Origin of the sequence: Chryseobacterium indologenes (genome assembly GCF_018362995.1) — a bacterium.
In the GTDB taxonomy this organism is placed as follows: domain Bacteria; phylum Bacteroidota; class Bacteroidia; order Flavobacteriales; family Weeksellaceae; genus Chryseobacterium; species Chryseobacterium indologenes_G.
In genome coordinates this window covers 4,753,993-4,770,887 of the sequence record NZ_CP074372.1, presented here as the reverse complement: position 1 = coordinate 4,770,887, position 16,895 = coordinate 4,753,993, and the positions used below count along the sequence as shown (strand labels likewise).

General features: G+C 37.8%; 13 protein-coding genes. 6 read left to right on the top strand and 7 right to left on the bottom strand.

All coding sequences use genetic code 11. The features are described 5' to 3' along the window. Window positions 1-4 precede the first annotated feature (4 nt). From DYR29_RS21725 to DYR29_RS21715, 3 genes are all read right to left on the bottom strand, one after another. Window positions 5-448, bottom strand: a complete 444-nt coding sequence (locus DYR29_RS21725) for a DUF417 family protein (protein WP_213278494.1) — start codon at window positions 446-448, stop codon at window positions 5-7. An 80-nt stretch (window positions 449-528) separates the two neighbouring features. Next, window positions 529-798: a hypothetical protein gene (locus DYR29_RS21720; protein ID WP_213278493.1), complete on the bottom strand. Its 270-nt coding sequence runs from the start codon at window positions 796-798 to the stop codon at window positions 529-531. 5 nt (window positions 799-803) lie between these two features. Continuing rightward, window positions 804-1,358 (bottom strand): sigma-70 family RNA polymerase sigma factor, encoded by a 555-nt coding sequence (locus tag DYR29_RS21715; RefSeq protein ID WP_213278492.1) that lies wholly within the window; start codon window positions 1,356-1,358, stop codon window positions 804-806. Between the two features lie 233 nt (window positions 1,359-1,591). Between DYR29_RS21715 and alaS the strand changes: the two genes are divergently transcribed. From alaS to DYR29_RS21685, 6 genes are all read left to right on the top strand, one after another. Further along, window positions 1,592-4,195, top strand: a complete 2,604-nt coding sequence (gene alaS / locus DYR29_RS21710; protein WP_213278491.1) for an alanine--tRNA ligase — start codon at window positions 1,592-1,594, stop codon at window positions 4,193-4,195. 383 nt (window positions 4,196-4,578) lie between these two features. Next, window positions 4,579-6,057, top strand: coding sequence for an alkaline phosphatase PhoX (locus DYR29_RS21705; RefSeq protein ID WP_213278490.1), 1,479 nt, complete (start codon window positions 4,579-4,581; stop codon window positions 6,055-6,057). Between the two features lie 65 nt (window positions 6,058-6,122). Beyond that, window positions 6,123-7,937, top strand: coding sequence for a cytochrome-c peroxidase (locus DYR29_RS21700; protein ID WP_213278489.1), 1,815 nt, complete (start codon window positions 6,123-6,125; stop codon window positions 7,935-7,937). 301 nt (window positions 7,938-8,238) lie between these two features. Then, a complete protein-coding gene (locus tag DYR29_RS21695) occupies window positions 8,239-10,566 on the top strand; it encodes a DUF5686 family protein (protein WP_249413562.1) in 2,328 nt (775 codons plus the stop codon). A 75-nt stretch (window positions 10,567-10,641) separates the two neighbouring features. Continuing rightward, the gene (locus DYR29_RS21690) at window positions 10,642-10,878 is read left to right on the top strand and encodes a hypothetical protein (RefSeq protein WP_213278487.1); all 237 of its coding nucleotides are present in this window, start codon (window positions 10,642-10,644) and stop codon (window positions 10,876-10,878) included. Window positions 10,879-10,886: 8 nt separating this feature from the next. Continuing rightward, entirely contained in the window at window positions 10,887-12,356 is a 1,470-nt protein-coding gene (locus tag DYR29_RS21685) for a M20/M25/M40 family metallo-hydrolase (RefSeq protein WP_213278486.1), read from the top strand. Window positions 12,357-12,509: 153 nt separating this feature from the next. Here the strand turns inward: DYR29_RS21685 and ilvA are convergent, their stop codons facing one another. The 4 genes from ilvA to ilvB are packed head-to-tail and all read right to left on the bottom strand — an operon-like array spanning window position 12,510 to window position 16,892. Then, window positions 12,510-13,772 (bottom strand): threonine ammonia-lyase, encoded by a 1,263-nt coding sequence (gene ilvA / locus DYR29_RS21680; protein ID WP_213278485.1) that lies wholly within the window; start codon window positions 13,770-13,772, stop codon window positions 12,510-12,512. A 12-nt stretch (window positions 13,773-13,784) separates the two neighbouring features. Beyond that, on the bottom strand, window positions 13,785-14,831 hold the full coding sequence (gene ilvC, locus DYR29_RS21675) for a ketol-acid reductoisomerase (RefSeq protein ID WP_142719425.1): 1,047 nt from the start codon (window positions 14,829-14,831) through the stop codon (window positions 13,785-13,787). Between the two features lie 44 nt (window positions 14,832-14,875). Next, window positions 14,876-15,157: a hypothetical protein gene (locus tag DYR29_RS21670; RefSeq protein WP_213278484.1), complete on the bottom strand. Its 282-nt coding sequence runs from the start codon at window positions 15,155-15,157 to the stop codon at window positions 14,876-14,878. A 10-nt stretch (window positions 15,158-15,167) separates the two neighbouring features. Next, window positions 15,168-16,892, bottom strand: a complete 1,725-nt coding sequence (gene ilvB / locus DYR29_RS21665) for a biosynthetic-type acetolactate synthase large subunit (protein WP_213278483.1) — start codon at window positions 16,890-16,892, stop codon at window positions 15,168-15,170. Window positions 16,893-16,895: the final 3 nt, after the last annotated feature.

The window sequence follows — 16,895 nt, the reverse complement described above, 5'->3', positions numbered from 1 at the left end:
TTCATTACTTATTATTTTGAACGAGCATCAATCCAAATCCTAAGAGCATCAGGTCCTTTACAATAAAGAAATCTGTCACAGGCACTCCGTCCACCACTTTCCACATTCCCGGTGTTGTAAACAAGTAGCTTAATGTTACCAGAAAAGTGACCACCATTCCTATTCCTGCATACTTCTTCAGTACAGCAAATTTCGCACTAAATATCAGGAGTAATGCAATGATAATTTCTATCGTTCCGATAAGATTTGACACTGCCTGAACGCTCATAATCTTATATACGAAAAAGGTTAAGAAATGGTTTTCTACCAAAGGTTTTATTGCGGCTGCTTCTGTAGGCGTAAATTTGAAGATACCGATCCACAGCAAAATAAGAGCTGCTCCGAAAAGGGAGATATAATACCCGGTTTGGGTGAATTGATTTTTAGATTTCTGTACTGTTCCGACCATGTTTTTAAGATTTTAATTGAATACTTTATTGTTTTCAATAGTATAGTCGGAGCCTTTTTAAAATCCTGACAGAATTTTTCCTAGAAATTCAATTTATCGATCATTTTATTTTTAAAATCCTGAATTTCAGACTCATTTATTTCAGTTTCTTTTTCAGAAAAAGTTTTTTTAAAAGCTTTATCCAAAAGTGCCAGCTTTTCATTGTACATTCTGCACCATTTACAGATCATCAGGTGCATGCTCAGCATCCTGTTTTCTTTGGCAGAAATGGATTGGGCATTTCTTTTTTCCATCAGTAAAGTGGCTTCACTGCATGGTAAAAATAATTTATGTAGTATTTCTTTTATCATTTTACTTACGATCTTGAAAACCAGTTAAACTCCAGACATTCTCTGAGCTGCATACGGCTTCTTTGCAAAATCTTCCAAAGATTAGTCGTAGAAACATTCAATTCCTGACTTACTTCCGGTGCTTTTTTTTCTTCAATATAGTACATTTTCAACAGAATCTTCCACTTGGAAGGCAGTTCCTCGATGCATTCCTCTAATGTTTTATTAAAATCTCCGTTGTCTAAAAGTTCATCACCTTCCCCAGATACATTCCAGTCATTTAAAACATCATTATTTTTCCACGATCCTGTTTCATCAAAGAAATGATCAAGTCTGATATTCGGTTCTGATTTATATTTTTTCCGGTAAAAATCTGCAATTTTTCTATTCAGAATAGCCATCAGCCAGGTGAGAGGCTGGCTTTTCGTTTCGAAAGAATCATATCCTGAGTAGGCAGCGAGAAAAACCTCCTGAACAACGTCCTGAGCATCTTCTTTATTCGAAAGCAGATACAGTGCTTTCTTCAGGAGAGGTCCTGAATACTGTTCTATCCAGCTTTTCAGAATTTCATTTTTCGTCATAGAAAAGGATATTTTATCTTAATCAGATGGTGACGAAGGTAGTAAGTTAAGTGGGAAATTGCAAAATTAAATAATGATCATTGGTTTCAGGCTTTATAAACCTTGGTCAGGAGCATTCATCATCAAAATCCGGCACCATTCAAAACATAGCATAAAATTATTACAAATCGCTTAAAAATCTTAAATTTGCATCTTATCAAAAATTTGATATTTAAAAAAGCAAAAGCAATACTATGACATCACAAGAGATACGTCAAAAATTTTTAGATTATTTTAAAAGTAAGGGGCACCTTATTGTTCCTTCAGCTCCTATTGTGCTGAAAGATGACCCTACCCTTATGTTTTCCAACTCAGGAATGACGCAGTTCAAGGATTTCTTCCTTGGCTACAAAACGCCTACCGCCCCTAGAATTGCCGATACACAAAAGTGTCTGAGAGTTTCTGGGAAGCACAATGACCTGGATGATGTAGGTAGAGATACTTATCACCACACCATGTTTGAAATGTTAGGAAACTGGTCTTTCGGGGATTACTTCAAAAAAGAGGCTATTGCTTTTGCCTGGGAATTACTGACTGAAGTATACGGAATTCCAAAAGAAAATTTATATGTAACGATTTTTGAAGGTGATGCTTCTGAAAATCTGGAAAGAGATCAGGATGCTTATGATTTCTGGAAATCTCACATTTCAGAAGACAGAATTATCAACGGAAATAAAAAAGATAACTTCTGGGAAATGGGTGAAAGCGGACCATGCGGACCGTGTTCAGAAATCCATGTTGACTTGAGAACACCGGAAGAAAAAGCTAAAGTTTCAGGGCTTGAACTGGTAAATAATGACCATCCCCAGGTTGTAGAAGTATGGAACCTGGTTTTCATGGAATTCAACAGAAAAGCAGATAAATCGTTAGAGAAGCTTCCTGCTCAGCATGTGGATACGGGAATGGGCTTTGAACGTCTTTGTATGGCGCTTCAAGGGAAGTCTTCCAACTATGATACCGATGTTTTCACTCCACTTATTGCTAAGGTTGAAGAACTTTCAGGTAAGAAATATACCGGAATCTTAGAAGACGAAAAAGATATTTCCATCCGTGTTGTGGTAGACCACATCAGAGCGGTTTCTTTTGCGATTGCAGATGGGCAGCTACCTTCCAACGGAGGTGCCGGTTATGTAATCAGAAGAATTTTAAGAAGAGGAATTTCTTATTCTTACCGATTCCTGGATATGAAAGAACCTTTCCTTTACAAACTGGTTGCTGTTCTGCAGGAGCAGATGGGACCTTTCTTCCCGGAACTTGAAAAACAAGGAAAACTGGTTGCTGAAGTTATCAAAAGTGAAGAAGATTCATTCTTAAAAACAATTGAAAACGGTCTGATCAGAGTTGAAAAACTGATCCAGCAGACGATTGCAGATAATCTGAAAGTATTGCCAAGCGAAGAAGTTTTTGAGCTGTATGATACTTACGGTTTCCCTGACGATTTAACAAGAATTATTGCTGAAGAAAAAGGGTTAACTATTGATGTAAAAGGATTCAAAGCTGAAATGGAAAAACAGAAGCTTCGTTCAAAAGCAGATTCTGCTCAGAAAGTATATGACTGGGTAAATCTTGAATCAAAGCCTGAAACATTTGTAGGCTACGACCAGATTGAATCTGAAACCTATATTACAAGATACAGAAAAGTAGAAAACAAAGACGGAGAATTTTACCAGGTGGTATTAAGCAGTTCTCCTTTCTATCCTGAAGGAGGTGGACAAGTGGGAGATAAAGGGGTTCTGGAAAATGCTGTTGAAAGTTTTGAAGTACTGGAGACGAAAAAAGAAAACGGATTGATTATTTCGTTAATCAATGGTCTTCCAAAAGATGCAGGTGCTGTTTTCTATGCTAAAGTAAATGCTTCCGAGAGAAAAAATTCTCAGGCTAATCACTCTGTGACTCACCTTCTGCATGAAGCTTTAAGAGAGGTTTTAGGTACTCACGTAGAGCAGAAAGGTTCTTATGTAGGTCCTGATTATCTTCGTTTCGACTTCTCTCATTTCAACAAAATGACGGAGGAAGAACTGGCATTAATTGAAGAAAAAGTAAATAAAAAGATCAAAGAAAGTATTGCTTTACAGGAATTCAGAAACATTCCGATTCAGGAAGCTCTGGAGAAAGGGGCAATGGCTTTATTTGGTGAAAAATATGGTGACAGTGTGAGAATGATTCAGTTTGGAAGTTCAAAAGAACTTTGCGGAGGAACTCACGTAAAAAACACCAGCGAAATCGGTCATTTCAAAATCACTTCTGAAGGTTCTGCTGCTGCGGGAATCAGAAGGATTGAAGCGATTTCAGGAGATAAATCTGAAGAGTATTTCAACAATCTTGAAAAACAGATCATCGAACTTTCTCAATTATTGAAGTCTAAAGATGTCGTAAGATCTATCGAGAAACTGATCGAAGAAAATACGTCATTGAAAGCTGAAGTAGATGCCCTTAAAAAGGAAAAAGCAAAAGGAGAAATCGGAGAATGGAAAAATGCTTATGAGCAGAAAGGCAACAAGCAGCTTCTTGTGAAGAAAACTTCCTTGGATGCAGGTTCTGTAAAAGACATCGTATTCCAGCTGAAGAGAGAAATCCCAACTTCAGTGACAATCATTCTTTCTGATGCAGACGGAAAACCAATGATTACTGTTGGTGTTTCTGATGATCTGGCTGCCGATTATCAGGCTGGCGCTATCGTAAAGGATCTTGCTAAAGAAATCCAAGGCGGTGGTGGTGGAAACCCAGGTTTTGCAACAGCAGGTGGTAAAAACCTTGAAGGATTAGAAAATGCTTACCAAAAAGCATTGAATATCTAAAATAGGATACCTATTATAAATATCAGAACAGGCTGTTTCATTTTGAGACAGCCTGTTTTTGTTTGAATCATTATTTTTTATTTAATAAAGGTTTGTAAAAGCATTGTTTTTAGCATAAATCACCATTATTTCATCATGGAATGTAACGGATTTGTGAACGAAAAAAGTAAGTGTATAGAAATTTTCACTTACCCTATATGATAAAATATCACCCTTTGTTACTACCATTTTCATTCAAAACTTCTTTATTTATATCCGTTCTAATTATTGACCTTATCTTAACAAATCATCATCTAATCTTAAACTATTTGTTTTGTCTTCTTAAAACTTAGTTAATACCAGAACTTTAGTTTTGCCATAATCGAAATTCAAAAAACGTATTTATGAAAATTAACAAAACTATCGGAGCCCTACTCTTTGCTTCCCTTGTATTTCAAGGCTGCAACGATGACAATAACGGGGACGGAAACACTCCTGTCAATGACAAAATCAAACTTGAAAATTTCTCTAAAGAACCCGCTTTCGTCTTTGGGATGCCTGGTTTTGAAAATTTAAATATTACCACCCTTATTTCCAGCTCTGATGTTCTTTCAGGTTCTCCCGATTTCGTTTTCGGAGGCCAGCCGGACGGTATGGGAATCATGAAAGATCCTAATTCTGACGGTTATCTGATGATTACCAATCATGAGATCAAACAATCTGTATCCAGAGTATATTTAGATAAAACGTTTAAACCTGTAAAAGGAGAATATATCTTAAACGGAACCGGAGGAATGACGAGATTGTGTTCTGCAACACTGGCAACTCCAGAAATTCACGGTTTCAGTGCGTTCCTTACTGCAGGTGAATCAGGTGAAGAAAGTATGGTTCACGCTTTAAATCCTTTGGCTCCGACCTCTCAGGCAACTGATAAAACAAGAGTAAAACCAGCTTTGGGAAAAGCTTCTATGGAAAACGCAGTTCCGCTTCCTAAAGATATTTCTAACGGAAAAACTTATATCATTATTGGTGAAGATCAGTCTTATTCTTCTTCTCACCAGTCTGCAGGACAGCTGATTATGTATGTTGCCGATACGCAGGGAGATCTTGATAACGGAAAGTTATATTCTTTAAAGAGAACCAACAGCAACTACACTGAAACGGATATGACAAAAGGAAGCAGCTACGATGTAGAATTCGTTGAAATTCCTAATGCCAAAAATCTTACAGGTGCCCAGATCAACCAGAAAAACATTGATAATAATGCCATCCGTTTTTCAAGAGTGGAAGATGTAGATTACAGAAAAGGAGCAGGAAAAGGAAGAGAAATTTACTTTACCGCTACAGGAGAATCTTCTGACGGTGTAAATCCGAAAGCGGGATTAACAATGTGGGGAAGAGTTTATAAGCTTGTTCTGAACTCCAATAATATGCTGACAGGAAAGCTGGAAGTGGTTGCTGAAGGAGATTCCAATCCTGGAAATAATCTTATCAATCCTGACAACTTATGTGTTACTGAAAACTTTGTATACATTCAGGAAGACGGAGATTCTTATTACAAAAATGCCAACCACGATTCTTATATCTGGCAGCTGAATATCGCTACAAAACAATACAAACCATGGTTGAACATGAAGCACAACAGAAATGATACTGCATGGCAGACTGCTTACAACCAATCCGGAGATCTGCAGAAATTCGGTTCATGGGAATTCGGAGCAATGGTTGATATTTCTGACATCATCGGAATTCCAAATACATTCTCAGTGAATATCCACTCACACACATGGCAGCTGGATAAATTTAAAAATCCTGACGGTTCCGGAATCAACACCAATAAAGAAGGTGGACAGATCGTCATCATCAGAAACGTAGAAAAATAGTTTTAATTCCTTCATATCAAATTAAAGTATCAATAGAACATTTCTGTTGATACTTTTTCATACTTATGAGTAAACTTTCAAAATACCCGATACTTCTTTTCTTATACTGTGCAGCAGCACTTTTTACGCTCTATTATTGTAAAAATGATAAGCAGCAGCCCGTATATGAAGATCTTGGTTCTGTAAAAAACAGGATTATCAAAACCAATACTGATTTTGAAAAACAGATCAATGAACTGAAAGCCCTTGTTTCCAAAAATTCTGACGAAAAACTTCTTCAGGAAAAATTCCAGGATATCAGAAAAACCTACAAAAAAATGGAATGGGCTGTAGAATACTTCCTTCCTCACTCTGCTAGGTTTATCAATGGTCCTGCCCTTCCTGAAATAGAAATGGATGAGCATACAGAAATAGAACCCGAAGGACTGCAGGTTCTGGAAGAAATGTTTTATCCCTATGATAAAGGAAATAAAGATGAGGTGATCAGAATGCTCAATAAGCTCATCAATAAAAGCAATACCATAGCCACCAACTTTCAGGTTATTACCATCAGTAAAGACCAGGTTTTTGATGCATTAAGGCAGGAAGCTTTCAGAATTTCAAGTTTGGGAATTGCAGGGTTTGATACTCCGGTTTCCGGAATATTTTTACAGGAAATGCCTTCTTCGCTGGAAGGGATCAAAGAGACACTGGAACAAATTTCCACTGAACGTTCGAAAGACAAAGCTTTAAAAAGTATCATTAAAGAAATCAATTCAGCCATTGAAATCCTGAAAAGAAACACAGACAAAAATACTTTTGACTACGCCAGTTTTATCCCTGATCATTTGAACAAGATCACCACTCTGATGCTGGATTTTAAAAACCAGGAGAAAATCCCGGATGTTGAGGTAACAACAGCTCTAAACAAAAATGCGGCTACATTCTTTGCTAAAAATGCTTTCAATCCTAATGCTTTCACTCCGGGAAAAGAATATGCATTCTCTGAAGAAAAGGCTTCGCTCGGGCACCAGCTTTTTAATGATAAAATCCTTTCCAACAACAATAACCGAAGCTGTGCTACCTGTCATATTCCTGAGAAAGCATTTACTGACGGGCTTGCCAGATCTATGTCACTGGAAAATTCGGAGCTTGCAAGAAATGCTCCTTCTCTCAACTATGCAGGCTATCAACACGGCCAGTTCTGGGATATGAGAAAAGATGACCTGGAAGGACAGAGTTCGGATGTGATCTCCAATAAAGAAGAAATGCATGGAGATCTGAATGTCATTCTCGCGAAAATCAATCAGGATAAAAACTATCAGGCGGCATTTAAAAAGATTTACCATTCTCAAAAAACAGAGATTTGGCAGCTTCAGAATGTACTCGCGAGTTATATCCGTTCTTTGTCAAAATTCAATTCTGCTTTTGATGATTATATGAGGGGAAATAAGTCAGCAATGACAGAAAACCAAAAGCGAGGGTTCAATCTTTTTGTTGGAAAAGCTCAATGTGCAATATGTCATTTTGTTCCTTTATTCAATGGTACAATTCCTCCCAATTTCAAGAAAACTGAACAGGAAGTTTTAGGAACGGCAGTCAATGGTGAAAATAAAACCTTTGACAATGATCCGGGAAGAGGAAAGTTTCATGAAACTGTACCTTCATTACAGCATTCCTTTAAAACGCCTACCCTCAGAAACATCAATAAAACAGCTCCTTATATGCACAACGGAGGTTACAGAACATTGAAAGAAATAATGAATTTTTACAACAAAGGCGGTGGAAAAGCTTTTGGATTTAAAGTAGACAATCAAACACTGTCTGATACTCCTTTACAGCTTACGGACAAGGAAATAGATGATATTATTGAATTTATGAAAGCTTTGGATGATCAATAAACCATAGAAAACAAAATAGCAACTGATCAAAAAACTCCTGAACCTTGGTCGTTCAAGAGTTTTTTTATTGGAAATTTTCATGAAATACAGAAAGACTATCCAAGTGTTGTCATCATTCAGTTTTATACGGTCCAAAGTCCATGAAAACATTAGATTAAATCAATGTTATACTATGTTAAAAACTTTTCCAGAACAATAAATATCATTAATTTTGACATAGTAATTTTACATGAAAAGGGGTTTACTGTTATTATTTTTTCTGATCTGCTTTTTGGGGTATTCGCAATCAAAAATTAAGATTGTGGATGACGCCAGTCAAAAGCCTGTTTTTAACGCAAAAGTATCATGTGACAACACCGTCATTGGATACACTAATGAACAGGGCGTTCTTGAATTTAAAACAGGATGCAAAAACATTGATATTGACGCCGATTCTTATCAGAAAGAAACGGTATCAGTAGAAAGCAGCATGGAGGTTTCCCTGCTCAAAAAGTCTTCAAAAACCACCAGCATTGAAGCAGTAGTTATTGAAGATAAAAGTGATCCCAGAGCTTTGGAAATTCTGAAAAAAGTGAACAAACTTTTTAATGAAAACTCTCCAAAAAGTTTAGGTTCCTACTCTTATAAATCCTATGAAAAAATATCTCTGGATATTGATGAAGACAGCCTTACACAGTTTAATCAATATTTCAATGATCTAAATATTTTCAAGAAAAAAAGAGAAAAAGATTCATTAAATAATATTTCCGCAAGAAAAGTATTTTCAAAAAGTAAACTCTTTCTCTGGGAAAGAGCACAAGAGTTTTTATATTCCAAAAAATATGGTGAAAAGATCAATATTCTGGACAACAGAATTTCTGGTCTGAAGCAGCCAATCTATGAAATGATTGCACTCCAGCAGAGTAACAGGGATATTGTTCCTGAACAGGTGAAGCCCGAGAACAGAGGATTGTACAGGTTCTTTCTTTCGGATACCGTTACTCTTGACGGGAGAAAAAACTTTGTGATCCGTTTCCGTGAAGTTAATTACAAAAAAACGGACAGAAAACGAAAATATAACGGCGCCATATATGTAGATACGGAAACCTACGGAATCAAAAAGATTGAAAATTTCAGTAAAAATAAAAACGACGGAATTATCACAAGTACATGGGTATTCTACAATAACAAATGGTTCCTTGCCCATGAAAAGACAAAGCTTAAAATGGGGAAAATGGCGATGGATGACAAGGAACATGCTGACGATAAGAAAGATAAAAAAAGCTTCGGCACCTATGCTTTCCTCACCTCAAAATATTTTGATTTCGAAGCTCCCATCGAAGAGAATCCCAAAGATTTCAAAGGCTATACTTTCTCCGTAAAAAATATTGACGGCCATTCTCTGGACCGTTACAGAACGGAACCTCTTACGGAAAGAGAACAAAACACCTATAAAACGATCGACAGTTTAGGTAAAAAATATAAAATCGACAGCAAAGCACAGATCTTATCCGGATTACTGAACGGACAGATCAGAGTGGGTTCTGTAGATTTTGCGGTGGATGAAATTGTCAATTATAACTCTTATGAAGGCTTCAGATTAGGTTTAAAGGCAAAACTGAATGAAAATTTCAACCCTTATTTTTCACCGGATTATTATTTTGCATACGGTGTAAAAGACAGAAGATGGAAATACGGAATGGGACTTGATATGAAAACCTCGCTGGAAAAAAATTCAATTTTCAGATTTGAGGTGTATGATGATGTGACGGCATCAGGAGAGTTCAACAGAAAACTCTGGAACTTCAAAATGAGGACGATGAATTTCGGGAATAACCTGAATAATGATAAATATTTTCACTTCAAAGGAGCTGCCTTATCCTATATGAATGACGTGACCAATGGTCTTACACTTGCCCTTGCCGTAAGAAGAAATACTGAAGAGGCAGAATTTGATTATCAGTTCAGAGACAGAGGAACTTCATACAGGAATTTCAATACGCTTTTTACCTTAAAATATTCTCCGAATTCTACCAATATCATGACTCCTCAGGGAAAATCTCTGATTGACCAGAAGTATCCTGAGTTGTATTTCAATTATGAGCAGAGCTACAAACTGCTGCAGGGGAACTTTAATTATTCTCGTTTTGATGCTCTTTTTGTTCATAATTTTAAGACACCCATCGGGACTACTGGTTTCAGGCTGTACGGAGGTGCTGTTTTGGGTGAAGCGCCAATCTGGAAAAACTTTACAATGAACGGGCTTGCTTCTCCTGGTAAGGATTTCAATTTTAACCTTACTTCTTATCTTGGATTTGCTACTCTGGAGGGTGGAAAATATTATAATGACAGATTTATCGCATATTACTTCACTCACAAGCTTCCGTTGTATTTCAAAAGTTTCGGGCACAATGTTTCCAGCTTTGATTTTGTTCTGAGAGGAACTATCGGAGATATGAAGCATCCGGAATACCATCAGTTTAAGTTCAGAAAACTGGATCACCTGTATCAGGAAGTAGGTTTGGAATGGAACAATTTCCTTTCCAGTTATTTTAACTTAGGTTTATTCTACAGAGTGGGTTATTACGCAACTCCTCATTTCAAAGAAAACTTTGCGATTCAGTTTAAACTGAAGTTTCTCGAGTTTTAATCGTCAGAAAAAGACAAAATCTTTATTTTTGAATGTAAATTCAGGAATATTCACCGATAATATATAAAAAAGAACATGCAGAAAATCGAAATCAAAGCAGAACAGTTTTTTGAATTATTAAAATTAAAAGACACTCCGATGTGGGAAATTTTCTCACAGATGATCGATGGGAACGAAAAGGAAATTATCTTTTTAGACAATGAAGACAAGATCCTTTTTAATTATATTTTACCTTCTACAAAGGAAAAACTGGAAGAAGACAGAAAGGAATTTTCAAAACAGTTTTCAGAGAAATTAGCTGAATTTAATTAAATACTGCTATGAATAAAAATTGCATTTACTCTCTGTTGAGCCTTTTCCTGTTTACCCTGGGAAATGCTCAGAATTATAAAAAACCTTTGGTTTCTGCCATCAAAGAAACTGATCTTCGTACCGATATGTATCAGCTTGCTACAGATCAGTTCTGGGGCCGTGAAGCAGGAACGCTGGATGAATTGAAAGTCTCCATGTGGCTTGCCGACAAGGCAAAAGAAGTTGGAATGAAACCTGCCGGAGATAACGGGACATTTTTCCAGTTCTTTGATATGTACAGACATCAGGTAATTCCACAAAGCAGCCTGAAAATTGGAGATAATAACTTGAAACTATGGAAAGACTTCCTGGTTGCTGAGCCTGTAAACGCTTCTATAGATGCCGAAATTGTATATGCGGGAAACGCCGAGCCTGAAGATCTTGCTAAATTCAATATCAAAGGAAAAGTACTTGCTGTAAATGCTTCAGACAAAAATATCTCTAAGGATATGACTCTTTTTGTAAGAAGATATCCGGGATTTGTAAGGAATAAATATTACAATAAAGCTTCTGAACTGGGAGCGAAAGCAATTATTTTCATTACCGACGACACTTCTGAACAAAGCTGGGTGGAAGTACTTCCTCAAATGACAAGAGGAAGCTATGGTGTGGAAGGTTTGAGAGAAAAAATCACCAATAATATTCCTGTTTTATGGATCAAAAGAGAAAATGCAGGCTGGGTAAAAAACAATCCTAAGGCAACTCTTAACCTCATCACTGAAACTTACAAATATCCATCAGTGAATATCATCGGAAAAATAGAAGGTACCGACCCGGTTCTTAAAAATGAATATGTTCTGCTAAGCGGACATCAGGATCATGACGGAATCCGACATCCTGTAAAGAATGATACGATCTACAATGGTGCTGATGATAATGCAAGTACCTGTGTTGCGATGCTGGCAATGGCAAGAGCTTATAAAAAGCAGCCGGGAAAAAGAAGTATCCTGTTTGTTTTTCATGGAGCTGAAGAAAGAGGATTACTAGGTTCCAGGTGGCATGCAGCTCATCCGGTTGTTCCAAAAGAGAAAATTGTAGCCGTGCTTAATGGTGATATGATTGGGAGAAATGACAATAATGAAGCAGCTTTATTGGGAGGAAATGCTCCACACAAGAATTCTGAAGAACTTGTAAAAATGGCTGAAGAAGCCAATAATGAGAGTACAAAATTCAAATATCTGAAAGATTGGGATTCTCCAAGCCACGCTGAATATTTCTATTTCAGAAGCGATCATCTTCCGTATGCTAAAATTGGGATTCCTGCTATATTCTTCACGAGTGTGCTACATGATCAGTACCATACGCCACAGGATGAATCTGAAAATATCAATTATAAAAAGCTGTATAAAATGACGGAATGGATGTACAGAACATCCTGGAAGGTTGCTAATGAAACAGAACGTCCGAAAGTAATTCCTAATTTTTCTCTGGAAAGATAATTGATAAAGAAAAATTGAACCATTAAGAAGAATTTAGATTATAAGGAAAGTTAAGATTCAAATGAATTTGAATGAAGTATTCTGCTTATAAATATCTGAAGATATTTCCTTCATTATTCTTAAAACTAAATTCTTCTTAATGGTTTTAAAATTTTAAATAAGTAAATTCATCAGTGATGGATCATTATTCAGATAGTTGACAAAGAAATCATATTGTTTCATCTTATCAATCAAAGGAGTGAAATCTTTATTCTGTTTCAGAGCAATTCCTACCACAGCAATTCCTTTTTCTTTTGAATTTTTCTGGGTGTACTCAAAATAAGTGATATCATCATCAGGTCCCAGCACATCCATTACAAAAGTTTTCAATGCTCCGGGGCGTTGTGGAAATCGAACGAGGAAATAGTGTTTTAATCCCGCATGCAGCAAAGCTTTTTCCTTGATTTCTTCCATACGGGTAATATCATTATTGCTTCCACTGATGATGCAGACTACATTTTTACCTTTTATTTCATTCCCATATTTTTCCAATGCAGCCACAGAAAGAGCTCCCGCAGGTTCTACAACAATGGCATCTTTATTATATAATGACAATATGGTTTCACATACGAGTCCTTCATCTACTGTAGCCATATCGTGCAGGATATTTTTACAGCGTTCAAAAGTGAGATCTCCCACCTTCTGTACAGCTGCTCCATCTACAAACCGGCTGATCTTTTCAAGAAGGACAGGCTTCCCTTTTTCCAGCGCTTTTTTCATACTTGCTGCCGCCGAAGGTTCTACTCCAATGATTTTCGTCTGTGGGGACAGATGCTGAAAGACGGAACAAATTCCTGCTGCCAATCCACCGCCTCCAATCGGGACAAAAAGATAATCAACAACACCTTCAGCCTGCTCCAGAATCTCGAGTGCCGTTGTGGCCTGCCCTTCAATGATCGCAGGATCATCAAAAGGATGAATAAATGCGCTGTCATGATCTTCACAAAACCTCAGCGCAGCATCTTTGGCAGCATCAAATGTATCTCCGAACAAAATAACATCAATATATTCTCCCCCGAACATTTTCACCTGTTCAAGTTTTTGTCCAGGCGTTGGTAAAGGCATGAAAATAGTTCCTTTCACCTTCATGGTATGACAGGCAAAAGCCACTCCCTGTGCATGGTTTCCGGCACTGGCACACACCACTCCTTTTGAGAGTTCTTCCTTTGACATCGTTGCCATCTTATTATAGGCTCCTCTTATTTTATAGGATCTTACCCTTTGAAGGTCTTCTCTTTTGAAACGGATATTTGCGTCATAAATGGCTGACAGATTGTTATTGACAGCCAAAGGTGTTTTTACCACTACATTTTTTAATCGTTCCTCCGCTTTATAGACATTCTCTAAAACGGAGGAACTTATTCCCTCTTTCATCATCTTGTATAAGTATTAATTGTTTTCGGGTCTCAGGCTTCGTACGGTCTTGCCGGCCTTCCACATTTCGCTTTCTCTTAACTCGGTAAGTTCCACTTCCAGTTTCTCACGATAATCAGGCTTGCTGTTACTGTCGATCGAGCGCTGCGCTTCATTTCCTTTGGCCACATTATCATACAACTCTTCAAACAAAGGTGAAGTGGCATCTCTGAAACGCTTCCACCAATCCAAAGCTCCTCTCTGAGCGGTTGTGCTGCAGTTGGCATACATCCAGTCCATCCCGTTTTCTGCTACCAATGGCATTAATGACTGGGTAAGCTCTTCTACGGTTTCATTGAAGGCTTCGGAAGGACTGTGTCCGTTTTTTCTCAATACATCATACTGAGCGGCAAATATTCCCTGTACAGCTCCCATCAATGTTCCTCGTTCTCCGGCGAGATCGCTGTAAACTTCTTTTTTAAAATCGGTTTCAAAAAGATATCCGCTTCCTATTGCAATCCCCAATGCAGTTACTCTTTCTCTTGCTTTTCCTGTTGCATCCTGGTATACGGCAAAACTGCTGTTCAGACCTCTGTTCTGCAGAAACATTCTTCTCAGGGACGTTCCCGAACCTTTTGGTGCTACCAGAAATACATCTACATCGGCTGGAGGAACGATTCCTGTGCGTTCGCTAAAGGTGATTCCGAAACCATGAGAAAAATACAGTGCTTTTCCCGGAGTAAGATGTTGTTTTACTTTTGGCCAGTATTCAATCTGTGCGGCATCGCTCAGAAGGTAGCAGATAATGGTTCCTTTTTCTAAAGCTTCTTCGATTTCAAATAAAGTTTCTCCCGGAACAAATCCGTCTGCGATTGCTTTATCCCATGATTTGGAGTTTTTTCTCTGTCCTACAATGACATTAACTCCGTTATCTTTCTGGTTCAAAGCCTGTCCGGGTCCCTGCACTCCGTATCCAATTACTGCTACGACTTCATTTTTTAATACTTCCTGAGCTTTTTCCAACGGAAATTCATTTCTCGTTACTACGTTCTCTTCTACTCCTCCAAAATTCAATTTTGCCATTTTTTTGATTTTATTTGTTATTGATTATGATGTTTACTTTTTTACTAGCTTGCGTATTCTATTGCAGTCAGATAAGGGGTTCTGTGATAATGTACTTCCAGAACGTCTATCTGCTTTTCCATTTGTCTGCTGATTTTCTGAACAGAATCTTCGGTTTCCCTGATCACTATGACAAATTTTTTAACTTTTTCTATTTCTGAAGGACCTACATGGAAGGTTACCATAGAAATTCTTCTTCTTGAAAAAATAGCATTGATCCGTCCGATCAACCCTAAATAATCTTCGGTATACGCTGTAATGGTATATTCTTTATGATCTGTTTTCATATTTTTATTTTTAAAATTTATTATTCAGTACAATTTCCGAAACACTTTTCCCTTGAGGAATCATTGGGAATACATTGTGCTCTTTTCCGGTCATAACTTCAAGAAGGAAAGATCCTTTGTGATCCAGCATTTCCCGAATGGCCCATTTCAAATCTTCTCTCTCAGAGACTCTGTTTCCTGGAATATTATATCCTTTTGCCACCTGAACAAAATCAGGACTCTGAATATCCACCGAGGAATATCTTTCTTCATGAAACAATTCCTGCCATTGCCTTACCATTCCCAGATAGCAGTTATTAAGGATTAGAATTTTAACCTCCGGATGATACTGCATAATGGTTCCCAACTCCTGAATATTCATTTGAGCACCTCCATCTCCCATGACAGCAATTACAGGACGTCCAGTCTCTGCGTAGGATGCTCCTATTGCAGCAGGAAGACAGAATCCCATGGTTCCCAATCCACCACTTGTTACATTGGTACGGGGATTCTTAAATTTAGAATAACGGCATGTTGCCATCTGATGCTGTCCCACATCGGTTACAATTACCGCCTCTCCTTTTGTCATCTCGTTCAGATAACGGATAACTTCTCCCATTGTAATTTCTCCTTCTTCAGGATAAAGTTCAGTATTGATGAGGTTGATACTTTCAATTTCATGACAGCTTTTAAATCTTTCATGCCATTCCGGGTATTCTCTTTTTGTAATCCATTTTGTAAGAAACGGAAGTGTGTGTTTACAGTTTCCAAGAACCGGAACATCTACTTTCACATTTTTATTGATCTCTGCCTTATCGATGTCCAGATGAATGATTTTCGCCTGCTTCGCATACTGATCCAATTTTCCTGTTACACGGTCATCGAAACGCATTCCGACAGCAATCAAAACATCACATTCGTTGGTTAAAATATTCGGTCCATAGTTTCCGTGCATTCCTACCATCCCAACGGCTTGTGGATGATCGGTAGGAATAGCGCTCATTCCCAGCACTGTCCATGCCACCGGAATTCCTGATTTTTCAGCAAACTCTAAGAACTCTTTTTCAGCTTTCCCCAACATAATCCCCTGCCCGGCAATAATAAATGGTCTTTCTGCCTCATTGATCAGCTGTACCGCTTTTTCAATATTTTCAAAACAAGGATCCGGATCTGGTTTATAACTTCTCAATGAATGACATGGAGAATATCCTTTATAATCAACAGATTGCAGCTGGGCATTTTTAGTAACATCAATCAATACAGGACCTGGACGGCCTGATTTTGCGATGTAAAATGCTTTTGCCAGTACTTCGGGAAGCTCATTGGCATCAGTAACCTGATAATTCCATTTGGTAACCGGGCTTGTAACATTCATTACATCTATTTCCTGAAAGGCATCGGTTCCCAGAAGATGTTCAAAAACCTGTCCTGTAATACAAACCAAAGGGGTATTATCCAACAGAGCATCCGCTAATCCCGTCACAAGGTTGGTTGCTCCCGGACCACTTGTTGCCAAAACGACTCCTACTTCTCCTGATACTCTTGCCAGACCTTGTGCCGCATGTACCGCTGCCTGCTCATGACGTACCAGAATATGTTTCAGCGTTTCCCGATAATCATAAAGGGCATCGTAGATAGGAATAATAGCCCCGCCAGGGTATCCGAAAACTGTTTTTACGCCTTCGTTAAGAAATGCTTCCAGAATGATCCGGCTTCCGCTAAGTTGTATTTCTGTTGATAAATTCAGGTTTTCCATATA

Coding starts and splice junctions, on each gene's coding strand:
- DYR29_RS21685 (WP_213278486.1), top strand. CDS start 10,887: ATGAATAAAAATTGCATTTACTCTCTGTTGAGCCTTTTCCTGTTTACC.
- ilvB (WP_213278483.1), bottom strand. CDS start 16,892: ATGGAAAACCTGAATTTATCAACAGAAATACAACTTAGCGGAAGCCGG.
- DYR29_RS21705 (WP_213278490.1), top strand. CDS start 4,579: ATGAAAATTAACAAAACTATCGGAGCCCTACTCTTTGCTTCCCTTGTA.
- ilvA (WP_213278485.1), bottom strand. CDS start 13,772: ATGATGAAAGAGGGAATAAGTTCCTCCGTTTTAGAGAATGTCTATAAA.
- DYR29_RS21700 (WP_213278489.1), top strand. CDS start 6,123: ATGAGTAAACTTTCAAAATACCCGATACTTCTTTTCTTATACTGTGCA.
- DYR29_RS21670 (WP_213278484.1), bottom strand. CDS start 15,157: ATGAAAACAGATCATAAAGAATATACCATTACAGCGTATACCGAAGAT.
- alaS (WP_213278491.1), top strand. CDS start 1,592: ATGACATCACAAGAGATACGTCAAAAATTTTTAGATTATTTTAAAAGT.
- ilvC (WP_142719425.1), bottom strand. CDS start 14,831: ATGGCAAAATTGAATTTTGGAGGAGTAGAAGAGAACGTAGTAACGAGA.
- DYR29_RS21720 (WP_213278493.1), bottom strand. CDS start 798: ATGATAAAAGAAATACTACATAAATTATTTTTACCATGCAGTGAAGCC.
- DYR29_RS21715 (WP_213278492.1), bottom strand. CDS start 1,358: ATGACGAAAAATGAAATTCTGAAAAGCTGGATAGAACAGTATTCAGGA.
- DYR29_RS21725 (WP_213278494.1), bottom strand. CDS start 448: ATGGTCGGAACAGTACAGAAATCTAAAAATCAATTCACCCAAACCGGG.
- DYR29_RS21690 (WP_213278487.1), top strand. CDS start 10,642: ATGCAGAAAATCGAAATCAAAGCAGAACAGTTTTTTGAATTATTAAAA.